The following is a 23,603-nucleotide window of genomic DNA, read 5'->3' as shown; positions in this document are numbered from 1 at the left end:
GCATGTTCGGTTTCGGCAAGGGCGACACCAATTCGCTCACCATGAATGCAAGCCATCCCGACAGCTTGCTCGACACCTCGTCGCAGGACGTGATCGGCAAGCCGATCGACCGGATCGACGGCCCAAAGAAGGTGTCGGGCAAGGCGACCTATGCGGCGGAATATGCGCTCGACAACGTCGCGTACGGCTATCTCGTCCGCGCGACGGTGGGTGCGGGCAAGATCACGTCGCTCGACGCAAGCCGCGCCAAGGCGCTGCCCGGCGTGATCGACGTCATCACCGACTACGCCAGCTTCATCCGTAATCCCCAGCAGGGCGGCGAGACGACCGCGCCGACGCAGGGCGTCGAGGATGTCGCCTATCACGGCGAGATCATCGCGATCGTCATCGCCGAAAGCTATGAGGCCGCACGCGACGCCGCCTTGCACGTCGATGTGCAATATGACGCCGCGGAAGGCCGCTACGATTTCGAGGCGCACAAGAGCGAGGCGGAAGAGCCCAAGCCGCAGCAGATCCCGCCGCACCACGATCAGGGCGATATCGACCAGGCCATGGCCGACGCCGCCTTCACCGTCGACGTCACCTACACGACGCCCTCGCAGAATTCCGCCGCGATGGAACCGCATGCCAGCCTGGCGGTGTGGGAAGACGGCGCGCTGACGCTGTACGGCGCCTACCAGATGCCCTCGTCCGACAAGCAGCAGCTCGCCAAGGCTTTGGGCGTGTCGGCGGACAAGGTGCGGATCGTCGCGGCCTATGTCGGCGGCGGCTTCGGCTCGAAGCTCGGCATCGCCCCCGAAAGCGTCGCGGCGGCGATCGCCGCCAAGCGGCTGAACCGCCCGGTGAAGGCGGTGATGGCGCGCCAGCAGGTGTTCGATGCGACCGTGCGCCGCTCGAACACCGAACAGCGGATGCGGCTGGGCGCGACCGCCGACGGCAAGCTCACCGCGATCGGCCACGAGACGCTGGTCAGCAACCTGCCGGGCGAGGACTTCTTCGAACCCACCGGCATGGCGACGCACTTCCTCTATGCCGGTGACAACCGGCGGATCACGCACGACATCGTCCGGCTCGACTGGATGCTGGCGGGGTCGATGCGCGCGCCGGGCGAGGCGGTCGGCCTGATCGCGCTGGAGGGCGCGATCGACGAACTGGCGGAAAAGATGGGCATCGACCCCATTGAATTGCGCCGCCGCAACGAGCCCGAAAAGGATCCGGAAAAGAACATCCCCTATTCCTCCCGCTCGCTGATCCCCTGTCTGGAGCGGGGTGCGGAAGCATTCGGCTGGTCGAGCCGCAAGCCCGCCGGCACCGATCGGCGCGGCGACTGGCTGTACGGCATGGGCGTCGCCTCCGCCGCGCGGTCGAACATGCTGATGAAGTCCGCCGCCAAGGTCTCGATCGACGGGCAGGGCAAGGCGCATGTCGAAACCGACATGACCGACATCGGCACCGGCACTTACACGATCCTGGGCCAGATCACCGCCGAGATCCTCGGCCTGCCCATCGAGGACGTCAGCGTCCACCTCGGCGATACCGATGCACCGCCGGGCGCGGGGTCGGGCGGGTCGTGGGGCGCGGGATCGTCCGGCACGTCGGTCTATCTCGCCTGCGAGGCGTTGCGCGCCAAGATCGCCAAGGCGATGGGCGTCGCCGAAGACGCGATGACGCTGAAGGACGGTCGCGTCATCGCTGACAATCGCAGCGTGCCGCTCGCGCAGCTGGTCGGCGACGGCATCGAGGCGACCGGCGAAGTCAGCCCGGGCCGCCAGGAAAAGACCTTCAACCAGGCGAGCTACGGCGCGCATTTCTGCGAGGTCGCGGTCCATGCGGTGACGGGCGAGGTGCGCGTCAAGCGGATGCTCGGCGTCTTCACCGCGGGCCGCATCCTCAACGCCAAGACCGCGCGCTCGCAATGCCTGGGTGGCATGACCTTCGGCATCGGCTGCGCGCTGTCGGAAGAGCTGGTCCACGATCCGCGCAACGGCAAGATCGTCAACCGCGACCTCGGCGAATATCACGTCCCCGTGAATGCCGACGTGCCGCAGCTGGAGGTCGAATTCCTGCCCGAACGCGACATCCAGGCGAACCCGCTCCACGCGAAGGGCATCGGCGAACTCGGTATCTGCGGCGCGGCGGGCGCGGTGGGCAATGCGATCTACAACGCCACCGGCGTGCGCGTCCGCGACTTCCCGGTGACGCTCGATAAATTGCTGGAGGGCCTGCCGGCGGTGTGATTCCGCCGCCCCGAACCCCAACCGTCATTCCCGCGAAGGCGGGAATCCAGACGCGCTACCGTCGCGCCTCTTTCGCGATTGTCAGAGGTTATGGATTCCCGCCTTCGCGGGAATGACGGGAGGGGTGACGAAGTATGAAAGGGCTACCCTTTCCCCTACCCGCCCAACACCTTACACTCGCCCTCACCCGGTCCCGGGCAAGGATCAGAAGCCTGTATGAACGAGATGACGATGGACCGCGCGTATCGCCCACACGGGCTGGCGCATGGGCAGCAGGGTGTGCTCGGCGCGCCGATCGCGCGGATCGAGGGGCCAGCGAAGGTCAGCGGCACCGCCACCTACGCCTATGAGGACGCGCCCGACGGCACGCTCTATGCCGCGATCGTCGGCGCGCCGGTGCCGCGCGGTCGCGTAACGGGCATCGACGCGTCGGCGGCAGAGGCGATGCCCGGCGTCGTCGCGGTCATCCACGACGACCCGCGCATGGTCACCGGCGGCAGCAATTCGCAAGGCGCCGCGCACAGCGGCACCGACACGATCTTCCATTACGGCCAGCCCGTCGCGATCGTCGTCGCCGAGGATCAGGCGATCGCGCGCGACGCCGCCAGCCGCGTCGTCGTATCTGTGGAAGAGGCCCCCGCCCGCCTCGCCATGGCGGAGCAGCCGGTCGAGCAAGACCACGACCTCGGCTTCCTGCCCGCGATCGACAAGGGCGACCTCGACGCCGCGCTGGCCGAGGCGCCGGTGACGGTCGACCTCGCCTACACCACCCCCGTCCATTTTCCCGCCGCGCTCGAACCGCATGCCAGCACCGTCTGGTGGCAGGATGGCACGCTCACCGTCCGCACCAGCAATCAGGTGATCGGCGCCGCGCGCACCACCATCGCGAAAGCGCTGGGCCTCGATACGGACAAGGTCCGCGTCCTCGCCCCCTTCGTCGGCGGCGGCTTCGGCGGCAAGACCGGCGTCGGGCCGGAGGTGATCCTCGCCGCCATCGCCGCACAAAAGACCGGTCGTCCGGTCAAGGTCGCGCTCCCCCGCGCGCTGACCGCCTATCTGGTCCACCACCGCTCGGCGACGACGCAGCGCATGCGGATCGCCGCCACGCAGGATGGCCGCATTACCGCCTTCGCCCACGAAGGCGTCGCCGCGCAGAACGACGACGCGCGATTCCTCGAACCCATCCCGTTCGGCTCGCTGCCGCTGTACGGCGGCGCAAACCGGCGCTTCCGCACCGACCTCGTCCGGCTCGACCTGCCCGCCACCGGCGCGGTGCGCGCACCGGGCGAGGCGATCGGCACCTTCGCCGTCGAATGCGCGATGGACGAGCTTGCCGAACGGCTGGGGCTGGACCCGGTCGAGCTGCGCCGGATCAACGAACCCGACGTCGACCCGGTCAGCGGCAAGCCCTTCTCCACCCGCCGCCTGCTCGATTGCTATGACGAGGGTGCGCGCCGCTTCGGCTGGGAAGCTCGCAACCGCACGCCCGGCGCGCGCCGTGAGGGCGAATGGCTGATCGGCCATGGCATGGCCGCGGCGCTACGCGGCAACTTCACCGTCAAGGCCGAAGCCGAAGTGCGGCTGGAGGCGAACGGCCGCGCGGTCGTCGCCTGCGACATGACCGACATCGGCACCGGCACCTACACCATCCTCGCGCAGACCGTCGGCGAGATGCTCGGCCTGCCCGTCGCCGCGGTCGAGGTACGCCTGGGCGACAGCGACCTGCCGCCCAGCGCCGGCTCGGGCGGATCGTTCGGCGCGGGCAGCGCCTGTGCCGCGGCGGCGCTCGCCTGCGAGGATATCCTCAGCGACCTCGCCCGCCGCATGAACGCCGCGCCCGAAGACCTGACGCTGAAGGACGGCTGCGTCACTGCCGGCGGCCGCAGCGTCGCGCTGCCCGACCTGCTGCGCGGGGAGCCGATCGTCGCCCGCGGCAAGACCGCCCCCGGCAAGGAAAGCCAGCGCACCAGCCAGGCGAGCCATGGCGCGCATTTCGTTGAGGTCGCGGTCAATGCGATCACCGGTGAGGTGCGCGTGCGCCGCATGCTCGGCGTGTTCGACGTCGGCCGCGTGCTCAACGCCAAGACTGCCGCGAACCAGCTGATCGGCGGCATGGTGTGGGGCATCGCCTATGCGCTCAGCGAAGAGGCGGTCGTCGACCCGCGCTCGGGCCATTTCGTCAACCCGGACTTCGGCGAATATCACGTCGCGGTGAACGCCGACGTGCCGCAGATCGAGGTGCATTTCGTCGAGGAGATCGACGACAGCGCCAACCCGGCGGGCGCGAAGGGCGTCGGCGAACTCGGCATTTCTGGCGCCGGCGCGGCGGTGGTCAACGCCATCTACAACGCGACCGGCGTGCGGGTGCGCGACGTCCCCGTGACGCTGGACACGCTGCTGCCGGGGTTGCCACCCCTCTAACTCCTCCCCCGCTGACGCGAGGGAGGACTGAAGGAAAGATGATATGGCCGAAAACGCCGCCGCCCTGCCACTGCCAGCCGCCCAACACACACCGTCACCCCGGAACACGTCCGGGGTGACGAAGTGAAGGTGGCAAGCGCCTTTCTATGAACCTTACCTCTCACGATCACCGCTAGGCAGGAACCGCAACACCATGGCCGAAAACGACAGCGTCCTCGCCGCCGCGCGCGAATGGAAAGGCGAACCGCTTGCCCTCGCCACCGTGGTTTCCACCTGGGGTAGCGCGCCGCGGCCCAAGGGCAGCCATATGCTCGTCCATGGCGACGGCCGGTTCGAAGGATCGGTGTCGGGCGGCTGCGTCGAAAGCGACATTTTGCAGACCGCCGCCGACGTCATCGCCGGCGCGCCCTTCCAGCTGAAGCGCTACGGCGTCGCCGATGCCGCAGCCTGGGAAGTCGGCCTGCCCTGCGGCGGCGAGATCGCGGTGATGGTGCAGCCCGTCTCCGCCGCCGGCTTCGACCCCGAATTGTTCGATCGCATCGCCGACGCGCGCGACCGCGGTGAGGCGCTGACCGTCACCACCGACCTCGCCACCGGCCACAGCGATCTCAGGCCGCAGGAAACCGGCGAAGTGTTCGTCAACCGCTACGATCCCCCGCGCCGCCTGCTGATCGTCGGCGCGGTGCAGATCGCGCAGAGCCTTGCCGCGCTGGCGACGACGCTCGGCATCGCGACGACCGTGATCGACCCGCGCGCGCGCTTCCTCACCGAAGAGCGCTTTCCCGGTGTAACGCTGGACGACCGCTGGCCCGACGAGGCGATCGCCGCGCTGAAACCCGGCCCCGCCACCGCCGTCGTCACCTTGAGCCACGACATCAAGATCGACGATCCCGCGCTGATCGCCGCGCTCGCCACCGACGCGCCGTACGTCGGCGCGCTCGGCAGCCGCCGCAGCCATGCCGCCCGCCGCGAACGGCTGGCCGCGGAGGGGCTCAGCACGGCGCAGATCGACCGGATCGACGCGCCCGTCGGCATCGATATCGGCGCGATCGGCCCGTCGGAAATCGCACTGTCGATCGCCGCGGCGATGGTGGGGGCGTTCCATGATCGCCGCTGAAGACTGCGTGCTTGTGCTGCTCGCCGCCGGTCGTTCGCAGCGGATGGGTGACCTTGGCAGCAAGCTCGACGAACCCTTCCTCGGCCGCGCGCTTGGCCTGCACGTCGCGGTCGCGCTCGAAGATATGCCGTTCCGCGAACGCGTCGCCGTCGTCGGCAAGGCGCAATGCGATTATGCCGCGCACGGCTATACGACCGTGCGGAACGACGATCCCGCACTTGGGCTGGGTCGATCGGTCGCGCTCGGCGTCGACTGCGCGCGGGCGCATGGCGCGCAGGCGGTGGTCGTGGCGCTCGCCGACATGCCGCGCGTCACCGCCACGCACATCTGGCATCTGCTCGAGGCCGCGGACGGGCCCGACGCCGTCGTCGCCTCCAGCGACGGCATCAGCCCCAAGCCCCCCGCCGTCTTCGGCCGCAACCGCTTCGACGCGCTCCTCGCTCTGGAGGGCGATCAGGGCGCCCGCGATATGGTCCGCGGCGGCAAGCATGTCGTCACGACGCCTGCCGAACTGATCGACGTCGATACCCCCGAAGAACTGGAACGGCTCCGCGCGCTGGTCGGTGCCCCCGAAACCTACACGCGCCTACGACGGCCGTAAGGCACCCGCACCTTCCCCGTCACCCCGGGCTCGACCCGGCGTCCCGCTTCTTCTTCGACACCTGGAAATAGCGGGACCCCGGATCAAGTCCGGGGTGACGATACACTCAGCGGCGTAGCTCCCCGCCCCTCACCCAGTCGTCATTCCCGCGGAGGCGGGAATGACGAAGGTTGACGGGTTCGCCCCCGCGACGGCGTCGGACGCAACCCATCCCAACCCATTCAGGCGTTCATCTTGTCCATGTTGCCGCGCGCGTCATTCGTGGCGCAGCGCGTCGATCGGGTTCAGCGCCGCCGCGCGCCGCGCCGGGAAGTAGCCGAACACCACGCCGATCACCGCGGATATGCCGAACGCGATCAGGTTGATCTGCGGATCGAACGTCCAGGGCACCTGCATCAGCGGCACCAGCGCCAGGATCACGCCCTGCGCGATGATCAGTCCGACGATCCCGCCCAGGCACGACAACGCCACCGCCTCGACCAGAAATTGCAGCAGCACCTCGCGCGCCACCGCGCCGATCGCCAGGCGTATGCCGATTTCGCGCGTGCGCTCGGTCACCGACACCAGCATGATGTTCATGATGCCGATCCCGCCGACGACCAGGCTGATCGCCGCCACCGCTGCTACGATGCGGGTCAGCAAGGTCGTCGTGCCCGTCAATGTGTCCGAAATCTGCTTGGTGTCGAAGATGTTGAAATCGTCCGGCCGCGCGCCGGTCAGGTGGCGGCGCTCGCGCAGCAGCGCGGTGATCGACGATTGCACGGTCGCACTGGAATAGGCCGGATCGACGCCGACCAGCATCACGCGCACATCGTCGTTGCCGACGAAGCGGCGCTGCACCGTCTTGATCGGCATGACGACCACGTCGTCCTGATCGCCGAAGCCACCCTGCCCGCGCGTCGTCAGCACGCCGATGACGTCGCAGCTGACATTGCCCAGCCGGATGCGCGTGCCCACCGCATTACCGGACGGGAACAGGTTTTTGCGCACGGTATTGCCGATCAGGCACACCGCCTTGCCCGCCTCCTGCTCCGCCCGCGTCCAATAACGCCCCGATGCCAGCGGCCACGGCTGCACCGTGTTGAACGCCAGCGTGGTGCCGTTGATCGTGGTGGACCAGTTCGCGCCTTCGTAAATGGCGGTGGCGCTGGCGTTGGTCTGCGGTGCGACTGCGGTGACGCCGGCGATCTGCGTCGCGATCGCGTCCGCATCGGGCACCTTGAACGGCGGCGGCGGCGGACCGCCGCCACCCCGGCCGAAGCCCTGGCCGGGCCGCACCTGCAACACGTTGCTGCCCAGCGCGCTGATCTGCTGCTGCACCGCGGCCGTCGTCGCCTTGCCCAGCGTCACCATCGTGACGACCGCGCCGACACCGATCACGATGCCCAGGATGGTCAGAAACGAGCGCAGCAGATGCCGCCGGATCGACCGGATCGCGAGGATGAAGGTGGTGCCTAGCATTGATGATCCTTCTTCCCCTCTCCCGTCAGGAGAGGGGCAAGCCGCCGTCGGCGGCGCGGGGTGAGGGTGGGAGCGTGACGCCTGCGCCCAAGCGCCCTCACCCTTCCGCCGACCTCCGGCCGGCTCCCTCCCTCTCCCGATGGGAGAGGGACCGTCATGCCACCGCCTCGCCCTGTCGGTGCTGCGCCTCGATCCGCTCGACCAGCCCGTCCTTGAAGTGGACGACCGTCCGCGCGAACGCCGCCATGTCGGGTTCGTGCGTCACCATCAGCACGGTGATGTTGGCGGTACGATTGAGGTCGGTCAGCAATTCCATGATCTCGACCGATCGTTCGCTGTCGAGGTTTCCCGTCGGTTCGTCGGCGAGCAGCACGTCGGGCTGCGTCACGATCGCCCGCGCGATGGCGACGCGCTGCTGCTGGCCGCCCGACAGTTCCGCGGGCGTATGATCCCACCAGCGATCGAGCCCCACCTTCTCCAGCGCCGCCATACCCAGCTCGCGCCGCGTCTTCTTGTCCTCGCCGCGATAGAGCAGCGGCAGCTCGACATTCTCCAGCGCGCTGGTGCGGCTCAAGAGGTTGAACCCCTGGAACACGAAGCCCAGGTAGCGCCGCCGCAGCAGCGCGCGCTGGTCGCGATCCAGCGTTTCGACATGGTGGCCGCGGAACAGGAAGGTCCCGCCCGACGGCACGTCCAGGCAGCCGAGGATGTTCATCGTCGTCGACTTGCCCGACCCCGACGGCCCCATGACCGCAACGAAATCGCCCGCCTGGATGTCGAGGTCGACACCCTTCAACGCCTGAAACTGCGTCGCGCCGGTGCCATAGACCTTGGTGACGTTGCGGAGGGAGATGAGCGGGTCAGCCATGGGCCGCTCCCCGATACCATCCCGGGCAATGGGTCGCGAAACGCAGCCCCCACTCCGCCGTCACCCCGGACTCGGTCCGGGGTCCACTCCGCGGCGAGGGGAATGGCTGGAGGCTCAAGCGTTGCCCCCGCTGCCCGGTGGACCCCGGAACACGTCCGGGGTGACGGTGTGGCGAGTTACTGCCCACCGGCCCCGCCCCCGCGACGGCCACCGCCCGCACCGCCACCGCGCCGCGATCCGCCGGCTTTGTCGCCATTGCCCGCCAGCTGGCCGGTGATCACCTGCTGCCCCGGCTTCAGGTCGCCGCTCAGCACCTCGGTCATCGTGCCGTTGGTGTCGCCGGTCGTCACCTGCACCGGCTGCGGCTGGCCGTCGGCGCCCTTGACGTAGACCGTCTGCGTCGCACCGCGGCCCAGCGTTGCAGTCCGTTCCGGCCGGTCGCGCCGCGGGCGGAAGGTCAGCGATCCGGCGATGCCGCCGCTCGATCCGCCAGCCGACGCGCCGTCGCTCGGCTTGAAGCGCAGCGCCGCATTGGGGACGAGCAGCACGTTCTGCTTGTCCGACGTCACGATATCCGCGGTCGCGGTCATGCCCGGGCGCAGCTGCAACGACGGGTTGGCGACTGTCAGGTCGGCGGCATAGCTCACCACCTGGTTCGACGAGGCGGCGGTCGCCGTCGTCGCGGTGGAGCTCGCCGAATTGACCGTCAGGTTCGATCCCAGATCGACGCGGCTGATCGTCGCAGGGAAGGTGCGGCCGGGGAAGGCGTCGACGGTGAAGGTCGCTTTCTGCCCGGTCTTCACCTCGCCGACGTCCGCCTCGTCGATCGCGACCTCCAGCTTCATCTGGGACAGGTCTTCGGCGATCACGAACAGCGTCGGCGTGTTGAACGAGGCGGCGACGGTCGCGCCCGGATCGATCTGGCGCGCGAGCACCACGCCGTTGACCGGCGAACGAATGATCGCGCGCTGCCGCTGCGTCTGGCTCTGCGCGAGCAACGCCTGCGAAGCGCTGACGTTCGCCTGCGCGGTCTTCAGCGCTGCGATCGCGCGCTGGTAATCGGCGCGGCCGGACTGGAGTTCGGTGCCCGACGGTACGCGCCCGTTCGACAGCTTGTACACCTCTTCGAGGCGGGCGAGCTGCGCGCGGCTTTCGGCGACGGTCGCCTGCGCCTGGTTCACCTGCGCCTGGTTGGCGGCAATCTGCGCGCGCTGCTGGCGAATCTGGTCGTCGATCTGTTGCGGGTCGATCAGCGCAAGCGGCTGGCCAGCCCGAACGCGATCGTTGACGTCGACCACCACCTTGGTGACGAGGCCCGACAGCTGCGAGCCGACCGTCACCTGGTTGGTCGGCGCAAGCTTGCCCGTCGCGGAGACGGTAACGGTCAGGTTGCCGCGCTCCACGCCCTGCGTCGCATAGCCCGCCTCCGCCTTGCCGCCGAAGCAGCTCTTCAGCAGCAGCGCGAGCAGCACCACGCCGATCGCGACCAGCCCCCATTTCAGATAGCGGCGCCACACCGGCACCGGCTTCACGCCGAGGAAATCGTCGAGCTGTGCGTCGGCCATCAGCGGGGTTCCGTTGCGAAAATGGGGGTAGCGCCGCGCTCGGGCGCCTGCGGCACGACGCTGGGGTCCCAGCCGCCGCCGAGCGCATCGTACAGCGCGATCAGCGCCGTCGCCTGATCGGACCGCGCCTGCGTCAGGCCGTTCTGCGCCGAAAGCAACGCGGCTTCCTGCTGGTTCAGCGTCGTGAAGTCGGTAAGCCCGGTGCGATACTGGCTGCGGCTCAGGATCGCCGAGGCGTTGGCGGCATCATAGGCGATCGCGAACTGCGTCTCGCGCCGCCGCGCCGAATCCAGCGCGACGATGGCATTCTCGATATCCTCAAGCGCCAGCAGCACCACGCCCTTGTAATTGGCGAAGGCCGTATCCGCCGCCGCTTCGTTGCTGCGCACCTGCGCACGCAGCCGCCCGCCGTTGAAGATCGCCTGCGTCAGCCCTGCAAACAGCCCGCCGGTAATCGCGTCGCCGAGCCCCGTGAGGCTGGTCGCGTTGCTGTTGATGTTCCCGGTGATCGCCAGCGCCGGGTACAACTGGGCCTTGGCGACGCCGATCCGCGCGGTGGCGGCGGCCAGCGTGCGCTCAGCACTGCGCACGTCGGGGCGGCGGCGCAGCGCATCGGCGGGAATGCCGACGCCGACGCTCGCCGGCCCTTTCGGAATGGCACGCGGCGCCGCGAGCGCGCTGCGCAGCGCGCCCGGCGCCTGCCCGGTCAGCACGCCCAGCCGCGCGACGGCGGCGGCATATTGCTGTTCGATCTGCGGCACGCTCGCCGCGGTCTGCGCCCGCTGGCTGCGCGCCTGTTCGACATCGACCGACGAAACGAGGCCCGCCTGCACGCGGAACCCCGCAATCTCCAGATTGTCGTCCTGGATCGCCAGGCTGGCGCGCGCATTGGCGAGCTGCGCCTGATAGGCGCGCGCCAGCACGTAGTTGCGCGCGACCTCGCTTTCGACGCTCAGCAGCACGGTCGCATAGTCGAACCCGCTCGCTTCATATTGCGCGCGGCTCGCCTCCACCGTCCGGCGGATCTCGCCGAACAGGCCGACCTGATAGCTTGCCGACAGGCCAGCGGAGAAGCTGTTGGTGCCGCCGCCACCCGTGTCGACCACGGTGCCGTCGGGCAGGGTGAACGAGCGGCCACCGCCGCGAAGGTTCTCGTTGCGCTGGTAGCCTGCCGACCCGGACAGCGTCGGCAGCAGCGACGCGCGGCTCTGCACCAGCGCCTCGCGCGCCTGCCGCAGGCGCCCGATCGCCTGCGCGATATCGGTGTTGGCGCCGCGCGCCTGCTCGACCAATTGGCCGAGCACGGGGTCGTCGAAGTTCGACCACCAGCGCGTCAGATCCTCGGGACTGGCCGGCGCCGGCACCGAATAGGCGGTGGGAACGCCCAGCTCGGCGGGCGTCTTCGCGCGATAATCGGGGCCGACGGTGCAGCCCGCCAGGGCCAGCGCGGCGAGCGCCGGAGCGGCGAACGGGGAAGCGGTCAGGCGAACCATGCGTCCTGTGTGATCAACACACCGCATCGCGTCCAGCGCTTTTATGTCGCAAAATGTCACGTCCGCGTCATCAGCGCCCCTGGAACGCCGGCTTGCGCTTTTGCAGGAACGCCATGCCGCCCTCGGTCGAGTCCGCCGATCCGCGCGCGGTGCGTTGCGCATCCGCCTCGGCGGACAGCGCCGCGGCATAGTCGCTCTCCATCGCCCGGCCCAAAGCGCGCCGCATCAGGCCCAGCGCCACCGTCGGCCCGGCCGCCAGCCTAGTCGCGAGCGCCAGCGCCTCGGCATCCAGCGCCTCGTCGGCAACGACGCGGTGGATCATGCCCCAATCGAGCGCCTTGGCCGCCGGCACACGCTCGCCGAGCAGCATCATCTCCGCCGCCCGCGCCCGCCCGATCAGCCGCGGCAGCATCCACGACGCGCCGCCGTCCGGCACCAGCCCGATATTGACGAACGCCTGCAGGAAATAGGCGGTCTCGCTCGCCACGCAGAAATCCGCGGCCAGCGCCAGGCTGCACCCGATCCCCGCCGCCGGTCCACGCACCGCGCTGACCACCGGTACGCCAAGATCGGCGATCGCGAGCATCGTCGGGTTGTACTGGTCGGTCAGCGCCGCATAGGTCGCCTCGCCGGGATCGTCGGCGCCCAGCGCGCCGCCGCCGACGTCCGCGCCCGAACAAAAGGCCCGCCCCGCCCCCGCCAGCAGCACCGCGCGCGCGCCATCCAGCCGCGCCAGCGCGTCGCGCAGCTCGTCGAACAGCGCCGGCGGCGCCGCATTCAGTCGATCGGGCCGGTTGAGCGTCAGCACCAGCACCGCGCCCTGCCGCTCGGCCAGAATATGCTCATACGCCATGGTCACGTCTTCCTCTCCCGTGCGACGTCGATTTCACCGGTTCGTCCGCCGCTCGTCCCGAGACATAGCGAAGTGCGGAGCGGGTGCCATAGGGGACTTCGGCCGATCCCGGATCAGCCCATGATGCGATGCGCGATGCCAGAGGCGTCAGCGTCCGTCAGCAATTCCGACCTTTCATGCGCCAGGGACCGTCATCGCGACGTTTTCCAATACCTCAGCGCAACATAATAAGACAATGTTGCATACATATCACAATGCCAAGAAACGTTCATAATGCTGTCATTTTGTCGCTTGATCCGAATGCGGCGAACCGATCTTATGGCCGCTAGAGGCTCCGTAAGGGGCTGGGACCAAAGGGGTTAATTCGTGAAACTGTCGCATCTCTATGCGGCGACGGCGATCCTGCCGCTCGCCCTCGCTACTGCTTTGCCTGCGTTCGCGCAGACCACCGCCACCGATACCCAGACCAGCCCGGTCCCCGATCCCACCCAGGTCCCGACCGACCAGCAGAACCCGCAGTCGCCCAACGCCGACGCGGGCAGCAACACGCAGAGCGGCGGCGACATCGTCGTCACCGGGTCGCGCATCCGCCGCGACGAATTCTCCGTCTCCGATCCGATCACCGTTATCGGCAAGGACGAGATCACGCAGGCCGGCTTCGCCAGCGCCGCCGACGCGCTGCAGAGCAATGCGATCACGCAGGGCACGTCGCAGATCAACAACACCTACGGCGGCTTCGTCACCGACGGCGGCACCGGCGCGAACACGCTCGGCCTGCGCGGCCTCGGCCCGAACCGCACGCTGATCCTGCTCAACGGCCGCCGCCTGGCGCCGGGCGGCACGCGCGGTTCGGTGGTCGCCGCCGACCTCAACGTGCTGCCGACCGCGATCATCGACCGGATCGAAGTGCTGAAGTCCGGCGCCTCGTCGGTCTACGGCTCAGACGCGGTTGCGGGCGTCGTCAACATCATCACCGACAAGGCGCTGACCGGCCTGCAACTCGACCTGCAGACCAACGTGCCCGCGGTCGGCGCCGGCGTCGATCGCCGCGCCAGCGCCAGCTTCGGCATGCAGACCGATCGCCTCGGCATCATCGGCTCGCTCGAATATCGCAAGCGCAACGCGCTCGCCCGCGGCGACGTGCCGTTCTTCAACTGCCCGATCGGCGGCTTCCTCGATGGCCAGGGGTCGGCGTTCGGCTCGGGCGACCCCTTCCCGGTCGGCGATCCGCGCAACTGCTTCACGACCGCCAACGGCGGCACGACGATCAACACACTCGGCCTGCCGACGCGCCAGGCGATCGGCCGGACCAGCGGCGTGCTCGGCAATTTCAACCGCTTCGTGCCCGCGCCAGGCGTCACCACCGGGCCGTTCCCGGGCTACCTCGGCGTCGGCGCCTACGATCGCGACACCTTCGATCCGGCGATGCAGCGCGTGCCGCTCGTGACCGGTGTCGAGACCTACACGGGCTATCTGTCGGCGACCTACAAGCTGGAAGCGCTGGGCAACGCCGAACTCTACGGCGAACTGCTCGGCACCCGCCGCAAGTCGGGCTCGCCGCTGTATCGCCAGCTCTCGCTCGACTATCTGCGCGGAAGCCCGCTATTGCCCGCAAACATCCGCAACGGCTCGTTCGCCAACCCAACCAACACGTCGAGCGGCCAGATCATCGCGGCGCGCGCCTTTATCGGCTTCGGCCTGACCGAAGACGCGCAGACGGTGGATTACGTCCGTGCCTCGGGCGGCATCCGCGGCGACTTCTTCTTCCCCGGCTGGCGCTATGATGCCTATGTCGGCAAATCGTGGAACGATGGCGTCTACACCGGTCAGTCGTTCCTGATCGATCGCCTGGCCAACTCGCTCAACGTCGTCGCCAACCCCGACGGCACCTTCAGCTGCGTCAGCGCCGCGTCCAATCCGCAGTGCGTCGCCGCACCGGCGCTGACCGCGGCGGTGATCGGCGGCCAGCTGCCGCAGAACTTCCGCAACTACATCTTGGCGAATACCCGCGGCACGACGGCGTTCCGTGAGACGACTTATGCCTTCAACATCGACGGCCCGCTGTTCAAGCTGCCGGGCGGCGACGCGCAGCTGGCTTTGGGCGTCGAGCACCGCCGCCAGAGCATCAACGACCAGCCGGACATCAACTCGATCAATGGCAACTTGTACGGCCTGACCGCCGCGACGCCGACGGTCGGCAAGGACAACGTCAAGGAAGCGTTCGGCGAAATCTTCCTGCCGCTGCTGCAGGACCTGCCCTTCGCCTATCGCCTGAACGTTACCGCATCGGGCCGCTACACCGATTACGCCTCCTACGGCTCGGGCACGACCTACAAGGTTTCGGCCGAGTGGGAACCGTTCCGCGGCTTCGGCTTCCGCGGCAGCTACGGCACGTCCTACCGCGCGCCGGCGCTCGCCGAACAGTTCCTCGGCGCGACCAGCGGCTTCCTGCCCACCAACTCGGACCCGTGCAGCGGGCTGCCGGTGGCGGCGGAACAGTCGCCCAACGAGCAGATTACCGCGCGCAACTGCGCCTCGATCGGCCTGCCGGCGGACTTCGAACAGCGCAACAGCATCACCTCGTTCCGCGTCGGCGGGGCAGAGGCGGGATTGAGCGCGGAAACCTCGACCAACTGGACGGTCGGCGCGGTGCTGCGTCCGCGTCTGCCGGAATCGGTCGGTCAGCTGTCGCTGTCGCTCGACTATTTCGACATCAAGGTCGACAATGGTGTGTCGGACCTGTCCGGTGCGACGATCCTGTCGCGCTGCTACAGCAACGCGAATTTCGATGCGAACGCCGGGTTCTGTCGCTTCGTGCAGCGTGACGCCAACCAAGCGCTTACCGTCACCAGCAGCTTCGTGAACCTGTCCGAAAACATCGTGAAGGGCTATGAGTTCAACGGTCGCTACGCCCGCGACCTGTTCGGCGGCAAGTTCGTCTTCAACGCGAACGTCACCAAATACACCGAACAGTCGACCCGCCTGTTCCCCGAGGAATTCCTGACCGACGCCAACGGCATCGTCACCTCGCCGGAATGGGTCGGCAACTTCGACGCCAACTATACCTTCGGCCCAATGACGGTCCGCTACGGGCTCGACTGGATCGGCGGCGACCACAACAAGACGTACAATTACTTCGCGTTCGACAATTTGACCGGCATTACCGATCCGGCGCTGGTCCAGCAGTATCGCGACAATTACTTCCTGGAAGCGGACGGCTACGTTCTCCACCAGCTGTCGGTGCAGTTCAACGTGCAGAAGAAGTACCAGTTCACCTTCGGCGTGCGGAACCTGCTCGACACCAAGCCCCCGCGGATCACCTCCATCGGGTTCACGACCATCGGCAATGCCCCGCTCTATTCGGGCTATGATTATGTCGGCCGGTCGTTCTTCGCGAACGTCAACGTCAAGTTCTGACCTGTATCGGAAGGCTCCGGGGCAACCCGGGGTCTTCCCTTTTTCCTCATGACGATCGATCCCCAACCGCCCTGCGACGCCCGAGCCGAAGCGATCCGGGCTAACCTGCGCCTGGCCCTGGCCGATCAGGTGAAGGCGTGGCAGGTGCCGCAATCGACCGCGGCCGCGCGGCTCGGGATCGGGCGCTCGACGCTCAACAACATCCTCAATCACGACAATCGCCGGATTTCGATCGCGTCGCTGATCACGATGCTGTCGCGCGCCGGCGCCGATGTGTCGGTGGAGGTGGCACTCGCGCCGGCTTGGCCTGACGCGCAATGAGCACCGGATTCGTCATTGTGAGCGAAGCGTGCTTCGCTCCGCTCGCAATGACGGACTAAAGCCGACCGGCACTTCTTAACGAGACGGCCGAAACACCCTTACCGCCCGGACCAATTCCCCGGCCGCTTCTCGACGAAGGCGGCCATGCCTTCCTTCTGGTCCGCCGTGCCGAACAGCCCGTTGAACAGCCGCCGCTCGAACTGGATGCCCTGTGCCAGCGGCGTTTCGAACGCGGCGTTCACCATTTCCTTGTTCGCCAGCACGGCGAGCGGCGCCATCGCGGCGATCGACGCGGCGGTCTTCACCGCCTCTTCGACCAAGTCGGCTGCCGGGATGATCCGGCTGACCAGGCCGGCACGCTCCGCCTCGGCGGCATCCATCATCCGTCCCGTCAGGCACATCTCCATCGCCTTCGCCTTGCCGACCGCGCGGGCAAGCCGCTGCGATCCGCCCATGCCAGGGCTGACCGCCAGCTTCACTTCGGGCTGACCGAATTTGGCGGTGTCGGCGGCGAGGATGAAGTCGCACATCATCGCAAGCTCACAGCCGCCGCCCAGCGCATAGCCGGCCACCGCCGCGATCACGGGCTTGCGCGTCTGCGTCAGCCGCTCATAGCCCGCGAAATGGTTCGTCCCGTACATGGCGGCGAAGTCCATCGCCGCCATCTCCTTGATGTCCGCGCCCGCCGCGAACGCCTTGGCGCTGCCGGTCAGCACCGCGCAGCCCTGGCTTGCGTCCGCGTCGAAGGCCGCGAGCGCCGCCAGCAGATCGGCCAGCACCTGTGCATTCAGCGCATTCAGCGCCTCCGGCCGGTTGAGCGTGATGAGCGTCACGGCATCGCGCCGCTCGACGAGGATGGTCTGGTAATCGGACATAGGGGGCCTCTCCTTAATTCGGCGTCCACGCCTCGGCGGGCGGCAAGGGTGCGAAGATCTGGTCGATCAGGTGATCGGTCACGGCCTCCGGCGTCGCCGGGTTCCAGCGCGGACTATTGTCCTTGTCGACGATCACTGCGCGCACGCCTTCCAGGAAATCGTGGCGCTGCACGACATGCGTCGCGACTGCATATTCTTGGCGCATTTCGTCGGCGAAGCTCTGCATCAGGCTGCCGTCGTGGAGCAGGCGCAGCGAGACCTTCATCGACTGCGGCGACTTGGTCTTGAGGATCGCGAGCTGTTGCGCGGCAAAGTCACCACCATCCGCCTCCAGCGCCGCGAACACCTCTTCCAGCGTGTCGGAGGCGAACAGCCGGTCGATGTCGGCGCGATGGTCGAGCAGCGCTGCATGCGGCGCCGCGACGCTCGCCGCGCTCAGGATAGCGTCGATACCGTGCGGGTCGGCGGCGATCGCCGCCTTTACCTCGGGCAGTGCGCTCGCGGGCAGGTAATGCGTCGCCAGGCCCAGCGCGTGCGCCTCCGCCCCGTCGAGCCGGTGGCCGGTCAGCGCGATGAACTGGCCGATCCGCCCCGGCAGGCGCGACAGATACCAACCGCCGCCGACGTCGGGGAACAGGCCGATCCCCGTTTCCGGCATCGCGAACTTGGTGTTCTCGGTGGCAACACGATAGCGGCACGGCAGCGCGATGCCGACGCCCCCGCCCATCGTCACGCCGTCCATGAACGCGACGGTCGGCTTGGCATAGGCGAACAGCCGGTGGTTGAGCTGGTATTCGGTATGGAAGAACGCCCGGGCCGCCGCGCCATCGCCCGCGCCGCTGTCGGCCAGCATGCGGATATCGCCGCCCGCACAAAATCCGCGCGCGCCCTTGGGATCGCCGTCCGCCGAGGGCGCGTGATCGATCATCACCGCCGCGATGCCGGCATCGGTGCGCCAATCCTCCAGCGCCGCGAGCATCGCCTCGCACATCGCCATGTTGAGCGCATGCAGCGCCCGCGGCCGGTGCAACCGCAGCCGCCCGAGCGCGCCATTGATCTCGATCAAAACATCCTGGGTCATGGTGGCGAGCTTTGCCGAGCGGCAGGCCGCGCGTCCATACCGATCCGACGAAAAGGCCTGCCTAAAGGTTTGACTCGCGCCCAACCCCGGGCCATTTCAACAGCATGCCCGCGTTGCGTCCAAAACAGACCCTTGATTCCGCCCCTCAATGGCCGCTCGGCGGCGGAGAGTGCGGTGCGCTGATCCGCGATCATGACTGGTCCGCGACTCCGCTGGGGTCGGTAGCCAACTGGTCGGGCGCGCTGCGCACGACGGTCGCCAATATCGTCAACTCGCCGGTGCCCAAGGTGCTGATGTGGGGGCCGGCCAACGTCCTGATCTATAACGACGCCTACACCGCCATCGCGGGTGACAAGCATCCGGCGGCGCTCGGCGGCACCGCCGAAGGCGTCTGGCCCGAAATCTGGGACTGGAACCGCGCGATCCTCGATCGCTCCGCGACCGGAGAGGTCGTCGCCTATCGCGACCAGCCGATGACGCTGCTGCGCGACGGCGTACCGCAGACCTTCTTCTTCGACCTGTTCTACACCCCCGTCTACCTCGACGACGGCACGGTCGGCGGCGCGATGTGTACGGTGATCGACAATACCGCACGCGTCAGCGCGGAAGTGGCGGTCGCGCACAGCGTCGCCGAATTGCGCACCATCACCGACGCGTTGCCGGTCCTCATCTCGTATCTCGACCGCGACCTGATCTACCGCTTCGCCAACGGCGCCTATCAACAGTGGTTCGGCCGTACGCCGGATCAGGTGGTCGGCTGCCACCTTCGCGAGGTGCTCGGCGAGGAGAGCTACGCCGAGCGCCTGCCGCTGGTCGAACGCGCGCTCGCGGGGGAACCGATCGCATCGGAAGGCCGTCTGCCGCATCGCGACGGCAGTTTCCATCGCGCGGACATCCGGTACATCCCCCGCATCGGTGACGATGGCGACGTGCTGGGCATCCATGTCCTGGTCACCGATGTCGAGGAGCGCGCGCAACGCGAAGCGGCGGTCCGTCGCAGCAACGACCGCTTCCGCGGCGCGATGGAGGCGGTCCACGGCGTCTTGTGGACCAATTCGCGGGATGGTCAGATGACCGGCGAACAGCCCGGCTGGGCGGCGCTGACCGGGCAATCGCGCGAAGACTATGCCGGCTATGGCTGGGCGAGCGCCGTCCATCCCGAAGACGCCGACGCGACCGTCGCGGCCTGGAATGCCGCGGTCGCCGCCAAGTCGGTGTTCGTGTTCGAACATCGCGTCCGCCGCCATGACGGCGCGTGGCGCAACTGCCTGATCCGCGCGCAGCCGATCACGGGTGCCGATGGCGAGATCGTCGAATGGGTCGGCGTCCATACCGACATCACCGAACAGCGCGCCGCCGAACAGTCGCTACGCGATCAGGCCGAGCATCTGCAACGCCAGGTCCGCCATCGCGAACGGGCCGAGGAACAGCTGCGCCACCTCAACGAACATCTCGAAGCGCGCGTCATCTCCGAAATCGGCGAGCGTCGCCGCGCCGAGGCGGCGCTGGCCCAGGCGCAGAAGATGGAGACGATCGGCAAGCTGACCGGTGGCGTCGCGCACGATTTCAACAATCTGCTGCAGGTCGTGTCGGGCAACCTCCAATTGCTCGCGAAGGATATCGCCGGCAACGATCGCGCCGAACGCCGCGTCGCCAATGCCATGGCCGGCGTGTCGCGCGGATCGAAGCTCGCCGCGCAGCTGCTCGCCTTCGGTCGACGGCAGGCGCTGGAACCCAAGGTCGTCAACGTCACCCGCTTCGTCCAGGGCATGGACGACATGCTGCGCCGCGCGATCGGCGAGGGTGTCGAGGTGGAGACGGTGTTCGGCGGCGGCCTGTGGAATTGCTTCATCGATCCTGCGCAGATCGAGAATGCGCTGCTCAACCTCGCGATCAACGCGCGGGACGCGATGAGCGGCCAGGGCAAGCTGACCATCGAACTGTCCAACGCGCATCTCGACGACGAATACGCCCGCACCCATGACGAGGTCGAGCCGGGCCAATATGTCATGCTGGCAGTCAGCGACACGGGCACTGGCATGACGCCCGACATCGTCGACAAGGTCTTCGAACCCTTCTTCTCGACCAAGTCCGAGGGCAAGGGATCGGGCCTTGGCCTGTCCATGGTCTACGGCTTCGTCAAGCAATCGGGCGGCCACGTGAAAATCTATTCCGAGCCCGGCCACGGCACGACGATCAAGCTGTACCTGCCGCGCAGCATGGACAGCGAGGATGTGGAGGTCATCGTCAATACCGGCGCGATCGAGGGCGGCACCGAAACGGTGCTGGTCGTCGAGGACGATGACGAGGTGCGCGCCACCGTCGTCGAGATGCTCGGCGATCTCGGCTATCGCGTCTTGAAGGCGGTCGATGCGCAAAGCGCGCTCAGCGTCATCGAAAGCGGCATCCCGATCGACATGCTGTTCACCGACGTGGTGATGCCCGGCACGCTGAAGAGCCCGGAGCTTGCACGCAAGGCGAAGGAGCGGCTGCCCGAACTCGCGGTGCTGTTCACCAGCGGCTATACCGAAAATTCGATCGTGCATGGCGGCCGCCTCGACGCCGGCGTCGAGCTGCTGTCGAAGCCGTACACGCGCGAGGCGCTGGCCCGGAAGTTCCGCACGGTCCTCGCCAATCAGCGCCAGCGCAGCGCCAGCCTCGCCGCGCGCGACCTGACCACGGCGCCGGCCCCGCTGCGCAGCGCCGCGGGTGCGGCGGGGCAGGTCACGGTCCTGCTGGTCGAGGATGACGAGGTGATCCGCGCGACCACCGCCGAAATGTTGCAGGCCTGCGGCTATGTCGTCGTCGACGCGGCGAGTGCGGAGGATGCCGCCACGGCGCTCCAGACGGTTCCGATCGACGTGCTGGTCACCGACGTCAATCTGCCCGGCGCCTCCGGCCCGGCCTTCGCGGCCCGCGCGCGCGATCTGCGTCCGGGTGTCGGCATCGTCTTCGCGACCGGCGACACGGCGGGCGTGCCCCCGGGCACCGGCGCGGTGCTGCTTGCCAAACCTTATGGTGCCGATGCGTTGCAGGCCGCGATCGCCGCGGCGCGAACGGGCGAGACGCCGGTGCAGGCGCGCAAGCTGGAACGCGAGGCGGACTGACGGGGCGGATTGACGGTACGGGGCAAACGCGCCCTCATCCGAACGGCAGTTCGCCGTCGCGTCGTTCCAGCGCCAGCAACTGCGCCTTCGCCGTCATGCCACCCGCAAAGCCGGTCAGCTTGCCCGTCGATCCGACGACGCGGTGGCAGGGCACGATGATGGACATCGGGTTGCGCCCGTTCGCCGCGCCGACGGCCCTCGACGCATCGGGCCGGCCCAGCGCCAGCGCGATCGCGCCATAACTGCGCGTCTCGCCATAGGGGATGGTCAGCAGCGCCGCCCACACCGCCTTTTGAAAGTCGGTGCCGCGCATATCGAGCTGTACGTCGAAGACCCGCCGCTCACCCGCAAAATAGGCCGTCAGCTGCGCCGTCGCGGACTGCAATATCGGATGGTCATCATGCTGGACGATCGCGGGCAGCGGCACGCGCCGCGGATCGTCATCCGGCCACAGTACGGCGACCAGCCCGGCGTCGCTCGCCACCAGCGTCAGAACACCCACGGGGGAATCGAAGCGCGTGGCGGCGAGCGTCATGGCGTCCGGGCTAACCCGAACGCCGACGTCGGGAAAGCCCGTCAGTTGCGCAGCGAATCCGGCACGATGCCGCCATTCTCGGCCAGCTTCGCCATCACCGCCTTGTGCAGCGCGATATTCTGTTCGGCGCTGCCGTCCTCGCCCGCATGGACACCCAGTTCCTGTCCCAGCTCGCGCCGCGCGGCGAGGCTGGAATCGAGGTCGAGCAGCTTGAGCAGGTCGACGATCGACGATTGGTAATTGCCTCCGCCATTCTTCATCGTCGCCATTTCCGACAGCACCGCGCCGACATCGACCGGCGCCGCGGGCGTCGGCGCGGCGGCCGCAGGAGCCTGCGGCGGCGCGGAGGTCGGCTGCGGTGCCTGCGGTGCAGCCTGGGCCGGGGCCGGGGTCGGAGCGGCCGAAGCGGCAGGCTTATGACCGAAAACCTTGCTCATGATGCTGCCGAAGATGCTCATCGTCATGCTCCCGTTGCGTCGCCGAAGCAGCGACCGTCGCGCCATCAAACGTCGATGCGCGCCGAATGCTCCCCGCGCCGGAACGCAGCGCCGCGTCCGAACGTTGGCCACCCCGGATTGAGGGAGTGGACAATGTCTAAGAATTTCATGGGGATCGCGTCGGCCGCAGCGCTCGCGCTGGCGCTGTCCGCCTGCGGATCGCGTACCGATACCGCCAACAGCGCGGACGCCATGATGGCTAACGACACCGCAGGTTTCGACGCGGCCAACGCCGGTGCGACCGGCGCCAACATGGGTGCCGCCTCGCGTCCCGCCGCCGGCCAGACCTTCGTCAACACCGCGGCGGCAAGCGACGCATTCGAGATCGCCAGTTCGAAGCTCGCGCTCGACAACAGCTCGTCGGCCGCGATCAAGAAATACGCCAACCAGATGATCGCCGCCCATACCGCGTCGACGGACAAGCTGAAGGCGACCGTTTCGGGCCTCAGCCCGGCGATCACGCCCGACCCAACGCTCAACGCCGATCAGCAGGCGAAGCTCGATTCGCTGAAAGGCCTGACCGGCACCGCCTTCGACACCGCCTATATCGCGGCGCAGCAGCAGGCGCACCAGCAGGCCTATGACATGCTGACCGCCTATGGCGCGAGCGGCGACGTGCCTGCGCTGAAGACCTTCGCCACCGGCCTTGCCCCCACCGTCGCGGCGCACCTCAACATGGCAAAGGGCCTGAAGGCCTAAGTTACGCCCGGCATCACGCTCAGCGCGGATGACGCCGCGCGAGCGCGATGCCGGCGAGGTTCTTCGATCGCGGCACATGGCGGACATGGACGCGATCGAAGCCCTCGCGCGCCTGCACCCAGGCGTCACGATGCGGCAGCAGTTGCGGGCTGCGGCATGCCCAGCGCCCCAATGCCTGTTCGACGATGGTCCGCGCATCACCGATGAACAGCACGTCGTGCGCGCCCGCAGCGGTAGCGATCGCCGCCGCATACCGCAGCGCCAGCCATTCCGCCGTGCAATTGTCGCCGACGCCCATGTCGTCCCGAATGTAGCTGTGGCCATGCGCCACCACGCCGATCTCCATCCGCGCCGGATCGCCACGCGCACCGCCATCGAAATACAGCGTCATCCGCTCCCTTGCGGAATGGCGCTGGCCCTCCACCTTTATGTCCCCGAACACCGCAGATTCGTCA

At 68.1% G+C, this 23,603-nt stretch carries 18 protein-coding genes; 8 read left to right on the top strand and 10 right to left on the bottom strand.

What is annotated here, in order from left to right; translation table 11 throughout:
- Nucleotides 1–2: 2 nt before the first annotated feature.
- The 4 genes from GGR47_RS09440 (at nucleotide 3) to GGR47_RS09425 (ending at nucleotide 6,376) form a co-directional block, all read left to right on the top strand.
- Nucleotides 3–2,237, top strand: coding sequence for a xanthine dehydrogenase family protein molybdopterin-binding subunit (locus GGR47_RS09440; protein ID WP_147036940.1), 2,235 nt, complete (start codon nucleotides 3–5; stop codon nucleotides 2,235–2,237).
- Between the two features lie 216 nt (nucleotides 2,238–2,453).
- The gene (locus tag GGR47_RS09435) at nucleotides 2,454–4,658 is read left to right on the top strand and encodes a xanthine dehydrogenase family protein molybdopterin-binding subunit (RefSeq protein WP_147036941.1); all 2,205 of its coding nucleotides are present in this window, start codon (nucleotides 2,454–2,456) and stop codon (nucleotides 4,656–4,658) included.
- Between the two features lie 193 nt (nucleotides 4,659–4,851).
- Complete coding sequence (locus tag GGR47_RS09430; protein WP_147036942.1) at nucleotides 4,852–5,775, top strand: XdhC family protein; 924 nt, start codon at nucleotides 4,852–4,854, stop codon at nucleotides 5,773–5,775.
- Nucleotides 5,762–6,376, top strand: a complete 615-nt coding sequence (locus tag GGR47_RS09425; RefSeq protein WP_147036943.1) for a nucleotidyltransferase family protein — start codon at nucleotides 5,762–5,764, stop codon at nucleotides 6,374–6,376. The genes GGR47_RS09430 and GGR47_RS09425 overlap by 14 nt, the downstream gene beginning before the upstream one ends.
- 255 nt (nucleotides 6,377–6,631) lie before the next feature.
- On the opposite strand, the gene GGR47_RS09420 is transcribed toward GGR47_RS09425, so the two are convergent.
- The 5 genes from GGR47_RS09420 to GGR47_RS09400 form a co-directional block, all read right to left on the bottom strand.
- Nucleotides 6,632–7,837, bottom strand: coding sequence for an ABC transporter permease (locus tag GGR47_RS09420; protein ID WP_147036944.1), 1,206 nt, complete (start codon nucleotides 7,835–7,837; stop codon nucleotides 6,632–6,634).
- A gap of 154 nt (nucleotides 7,838–7,991) precedes the next feature.
- Nucleotides 7,992–8,705: an ABC transporter ATP-binding protein gene (locus GGR47_RS09415; RefSeq protein WP_017979713.1), complete on the bottom strand. Its 714-nt coding sequence runs from the start codon at nucleotides 8,703–8,705 to the stop codon at nucleotides 7,992–7,994.
- Between the two features lie 176 nt (nucleotides 8,706–8,881).
- The gene (locus tag GGR47_RS09410) at nucleotides 8,882–10,270 is read right to left on the bottom strand and encodes an efflux RND transporter periplasmic adaptor subunit (protein WP_147036945.1); all 1,389 of its coding nucleotides are present in this window, start codon (nucleotides 10,268–10,270) and stop codon (nucleotides 8,882–8,884) included.
- Complete coding sequence (locus tag GGR47_RS09405; RefSeq protein ID WP_183949524.1) at nucleotides 10,270–11,763, bottom strand: efflux transporter outer membrane subunit; 1,494 nt, start codon at nucleotides 11,761–11,763, stop codon at nucleotides 10,270–10,272. The genes GGR47_RS09410 and GGR47_RS09405 overlap by 1 nt, the downstream gene beginning before the upstream one ends.
- A gap of 70 nt (nucleotides 11,764–11,833) precedes the next feature.
- A complete protein-coding gene (locus tag GGR47_RS09400; protein ID WP_147036865.1) occupies nucleotides 11,834–12,616 on the bottom strand; it encodes an enoyl-CoA hydratase-related protein in 783 nt (260 codons plus the stop codon).
- Between the two features lie 366 nt (nucleotides 12,617–12,982).
- Between GGR47_RS09400 and GGR47_RS09395 the strand changes: the two genes are divergently transcribed.
- On the top strand, nucleotides 12,983–16,033 hold the full coding sequence (locus tag GGR47_RS09395) for a TonB-dependent receptor domain-containing protein (RefSeq protein ID WP_147036862.1): 3,051 nt from the start codon (nucleotides 12,983–12,985) through the stop codon (nucleotides 16,031–16,033).
- 48 nt (nucleotides 16,034–16,081) lie between these two features.
- Complete coding sequence (locus tag GGR47_RS09390) at nucleotides 16,082–16,354, top strand: XRE family transcriptional regulator (RefSeq protein ID WP_147036861.1); 273 nt, start codon at nucleotides 16,082–16,084, stop codon at nucleotides 16,352–16,354.
- Between the two features lie 98 nt (nucleotides 16,355–16,452).
- On the opposite strand, the gene GGR47_RS09385 is transcribed toward GGR47_RS09390, so the two are convergent.
- Nucleotides 16,453–17,229 (bottom strand): enoyl-CoA hydratase, encoded by a 777-nt coding sequence (locus tag GGR47_RS09385; protein ID WP_043059147.1) that lies wholly within the window; start codon nucleotides 17,227–17,229, stop codon nucleotides 16,453–16,455.
- 13 nt (nucleotides 17,230–17,242) lie between these two features.
- Nucleotides 17,243–18,310 carry an enoyl-CoA hydratase/isomerase family protein gene (locus GGR47_RS09380; RefSeq protein WP_147036860.1) on the bottom strand — a complete coding sequence of 356 codons (1,068 nt, stop codon included), beginning with the start codon at nucleotides 18,308–18,310 and terminating at the stop codon, nucleotides 17,243–17,245.
- 104 nt (nucleotides 18,311–18,414) lie between these two features.
- Here GGR47_RS09380 and GGR47_RS09375 point away from each other — a divergent pair, with 104 nt between their 5' ends.
- A complete protein-coding gene (locus tag GGR47_RS09375) occupies nucleotides 18,415–21,417 on the top strand; it encodes a PAS domain-containing protein (protein WP_147036859.1) in 3,003 nt (1,000 codons plus the stop codon).
- A gap of 34 nt (nucleotides 21,418–21,451) precedes the next feature.
- Here GGR47_RS09375 and GGR47_RS09370 read toward each other — a convergent pair whose 3' ends face one another.
- Complete coding sequence (locus GGR47_RS09370; protein WP_147036858.1) at nucleotides 21,452–21,952, bottom strand: methylated-DNA--[protein]-cysteine S-methyltransferase; 501 nt, start codon at nucleotides 21,950–21,952, stop codon at nucleotides 21,452–21,454.
- Between the two features lie 41 nt (nucleotides 21,953–21,993).
- Complete coding sequence (locus tag GGR47_RS09365; RefSeq protein ID WP_147036857.1) at nucleotides 21,994–22,410, bottom strand: DUF3597 family protein; 417 nt, start codon at nucleotides 22,408–22,410, stop codon at nucleotides 21,994–21,996.
- Nucleotides 22,411–22,542: 132 nt separating this feature from the next.
- Between GGR47_RS09365 and GGR47_RS09360 the strand changes: the two genes are divergently transcribed.
- Entirely contained in the window at nucleotides 22,543–23,148 is a 606-nt protein-coding gene (locus GGR47_RS09360; protein WP_371859746.1) for a DUF4142 domain-containing protein, read from the top strand.
- A gap of 19 nt (nucleotides 23,149–23,167) precedes the next feature.
- Here the strand turns inward: GGR47_RS09360 and GGR47_RS09355 are convergent, their stop codons facing one another.
- A complete protein-coding gene (locus GGR47_RS09355) occupies nucleotides 23,168–23,590 on the bottom strand; it encodes a reverse transcriptase-like protein (protein ID WP_244305191.1) in 423 nt (140 codons plus the stop codon).
- Nucleotides 23,591–23,603 lie beyond the last annotated feature (13 nt).

The sequence above is a fragment of the Sphingomonas aquatilis genome (genome assembly GCF_014196115.1).
Taxonomy (GTDB): Bacteria; Pseudomonadota; Alphaproteobacteria; order Sphingomonadales; family Sphingomonadaceae; genus Sphingomonas; species Sphingomonas aquatilis.
The sequence above is the reverse complement of the archived record's forward strand: the minus strand, read 5'-3'. Positions and strand labels throughout refer to the sequence as shown.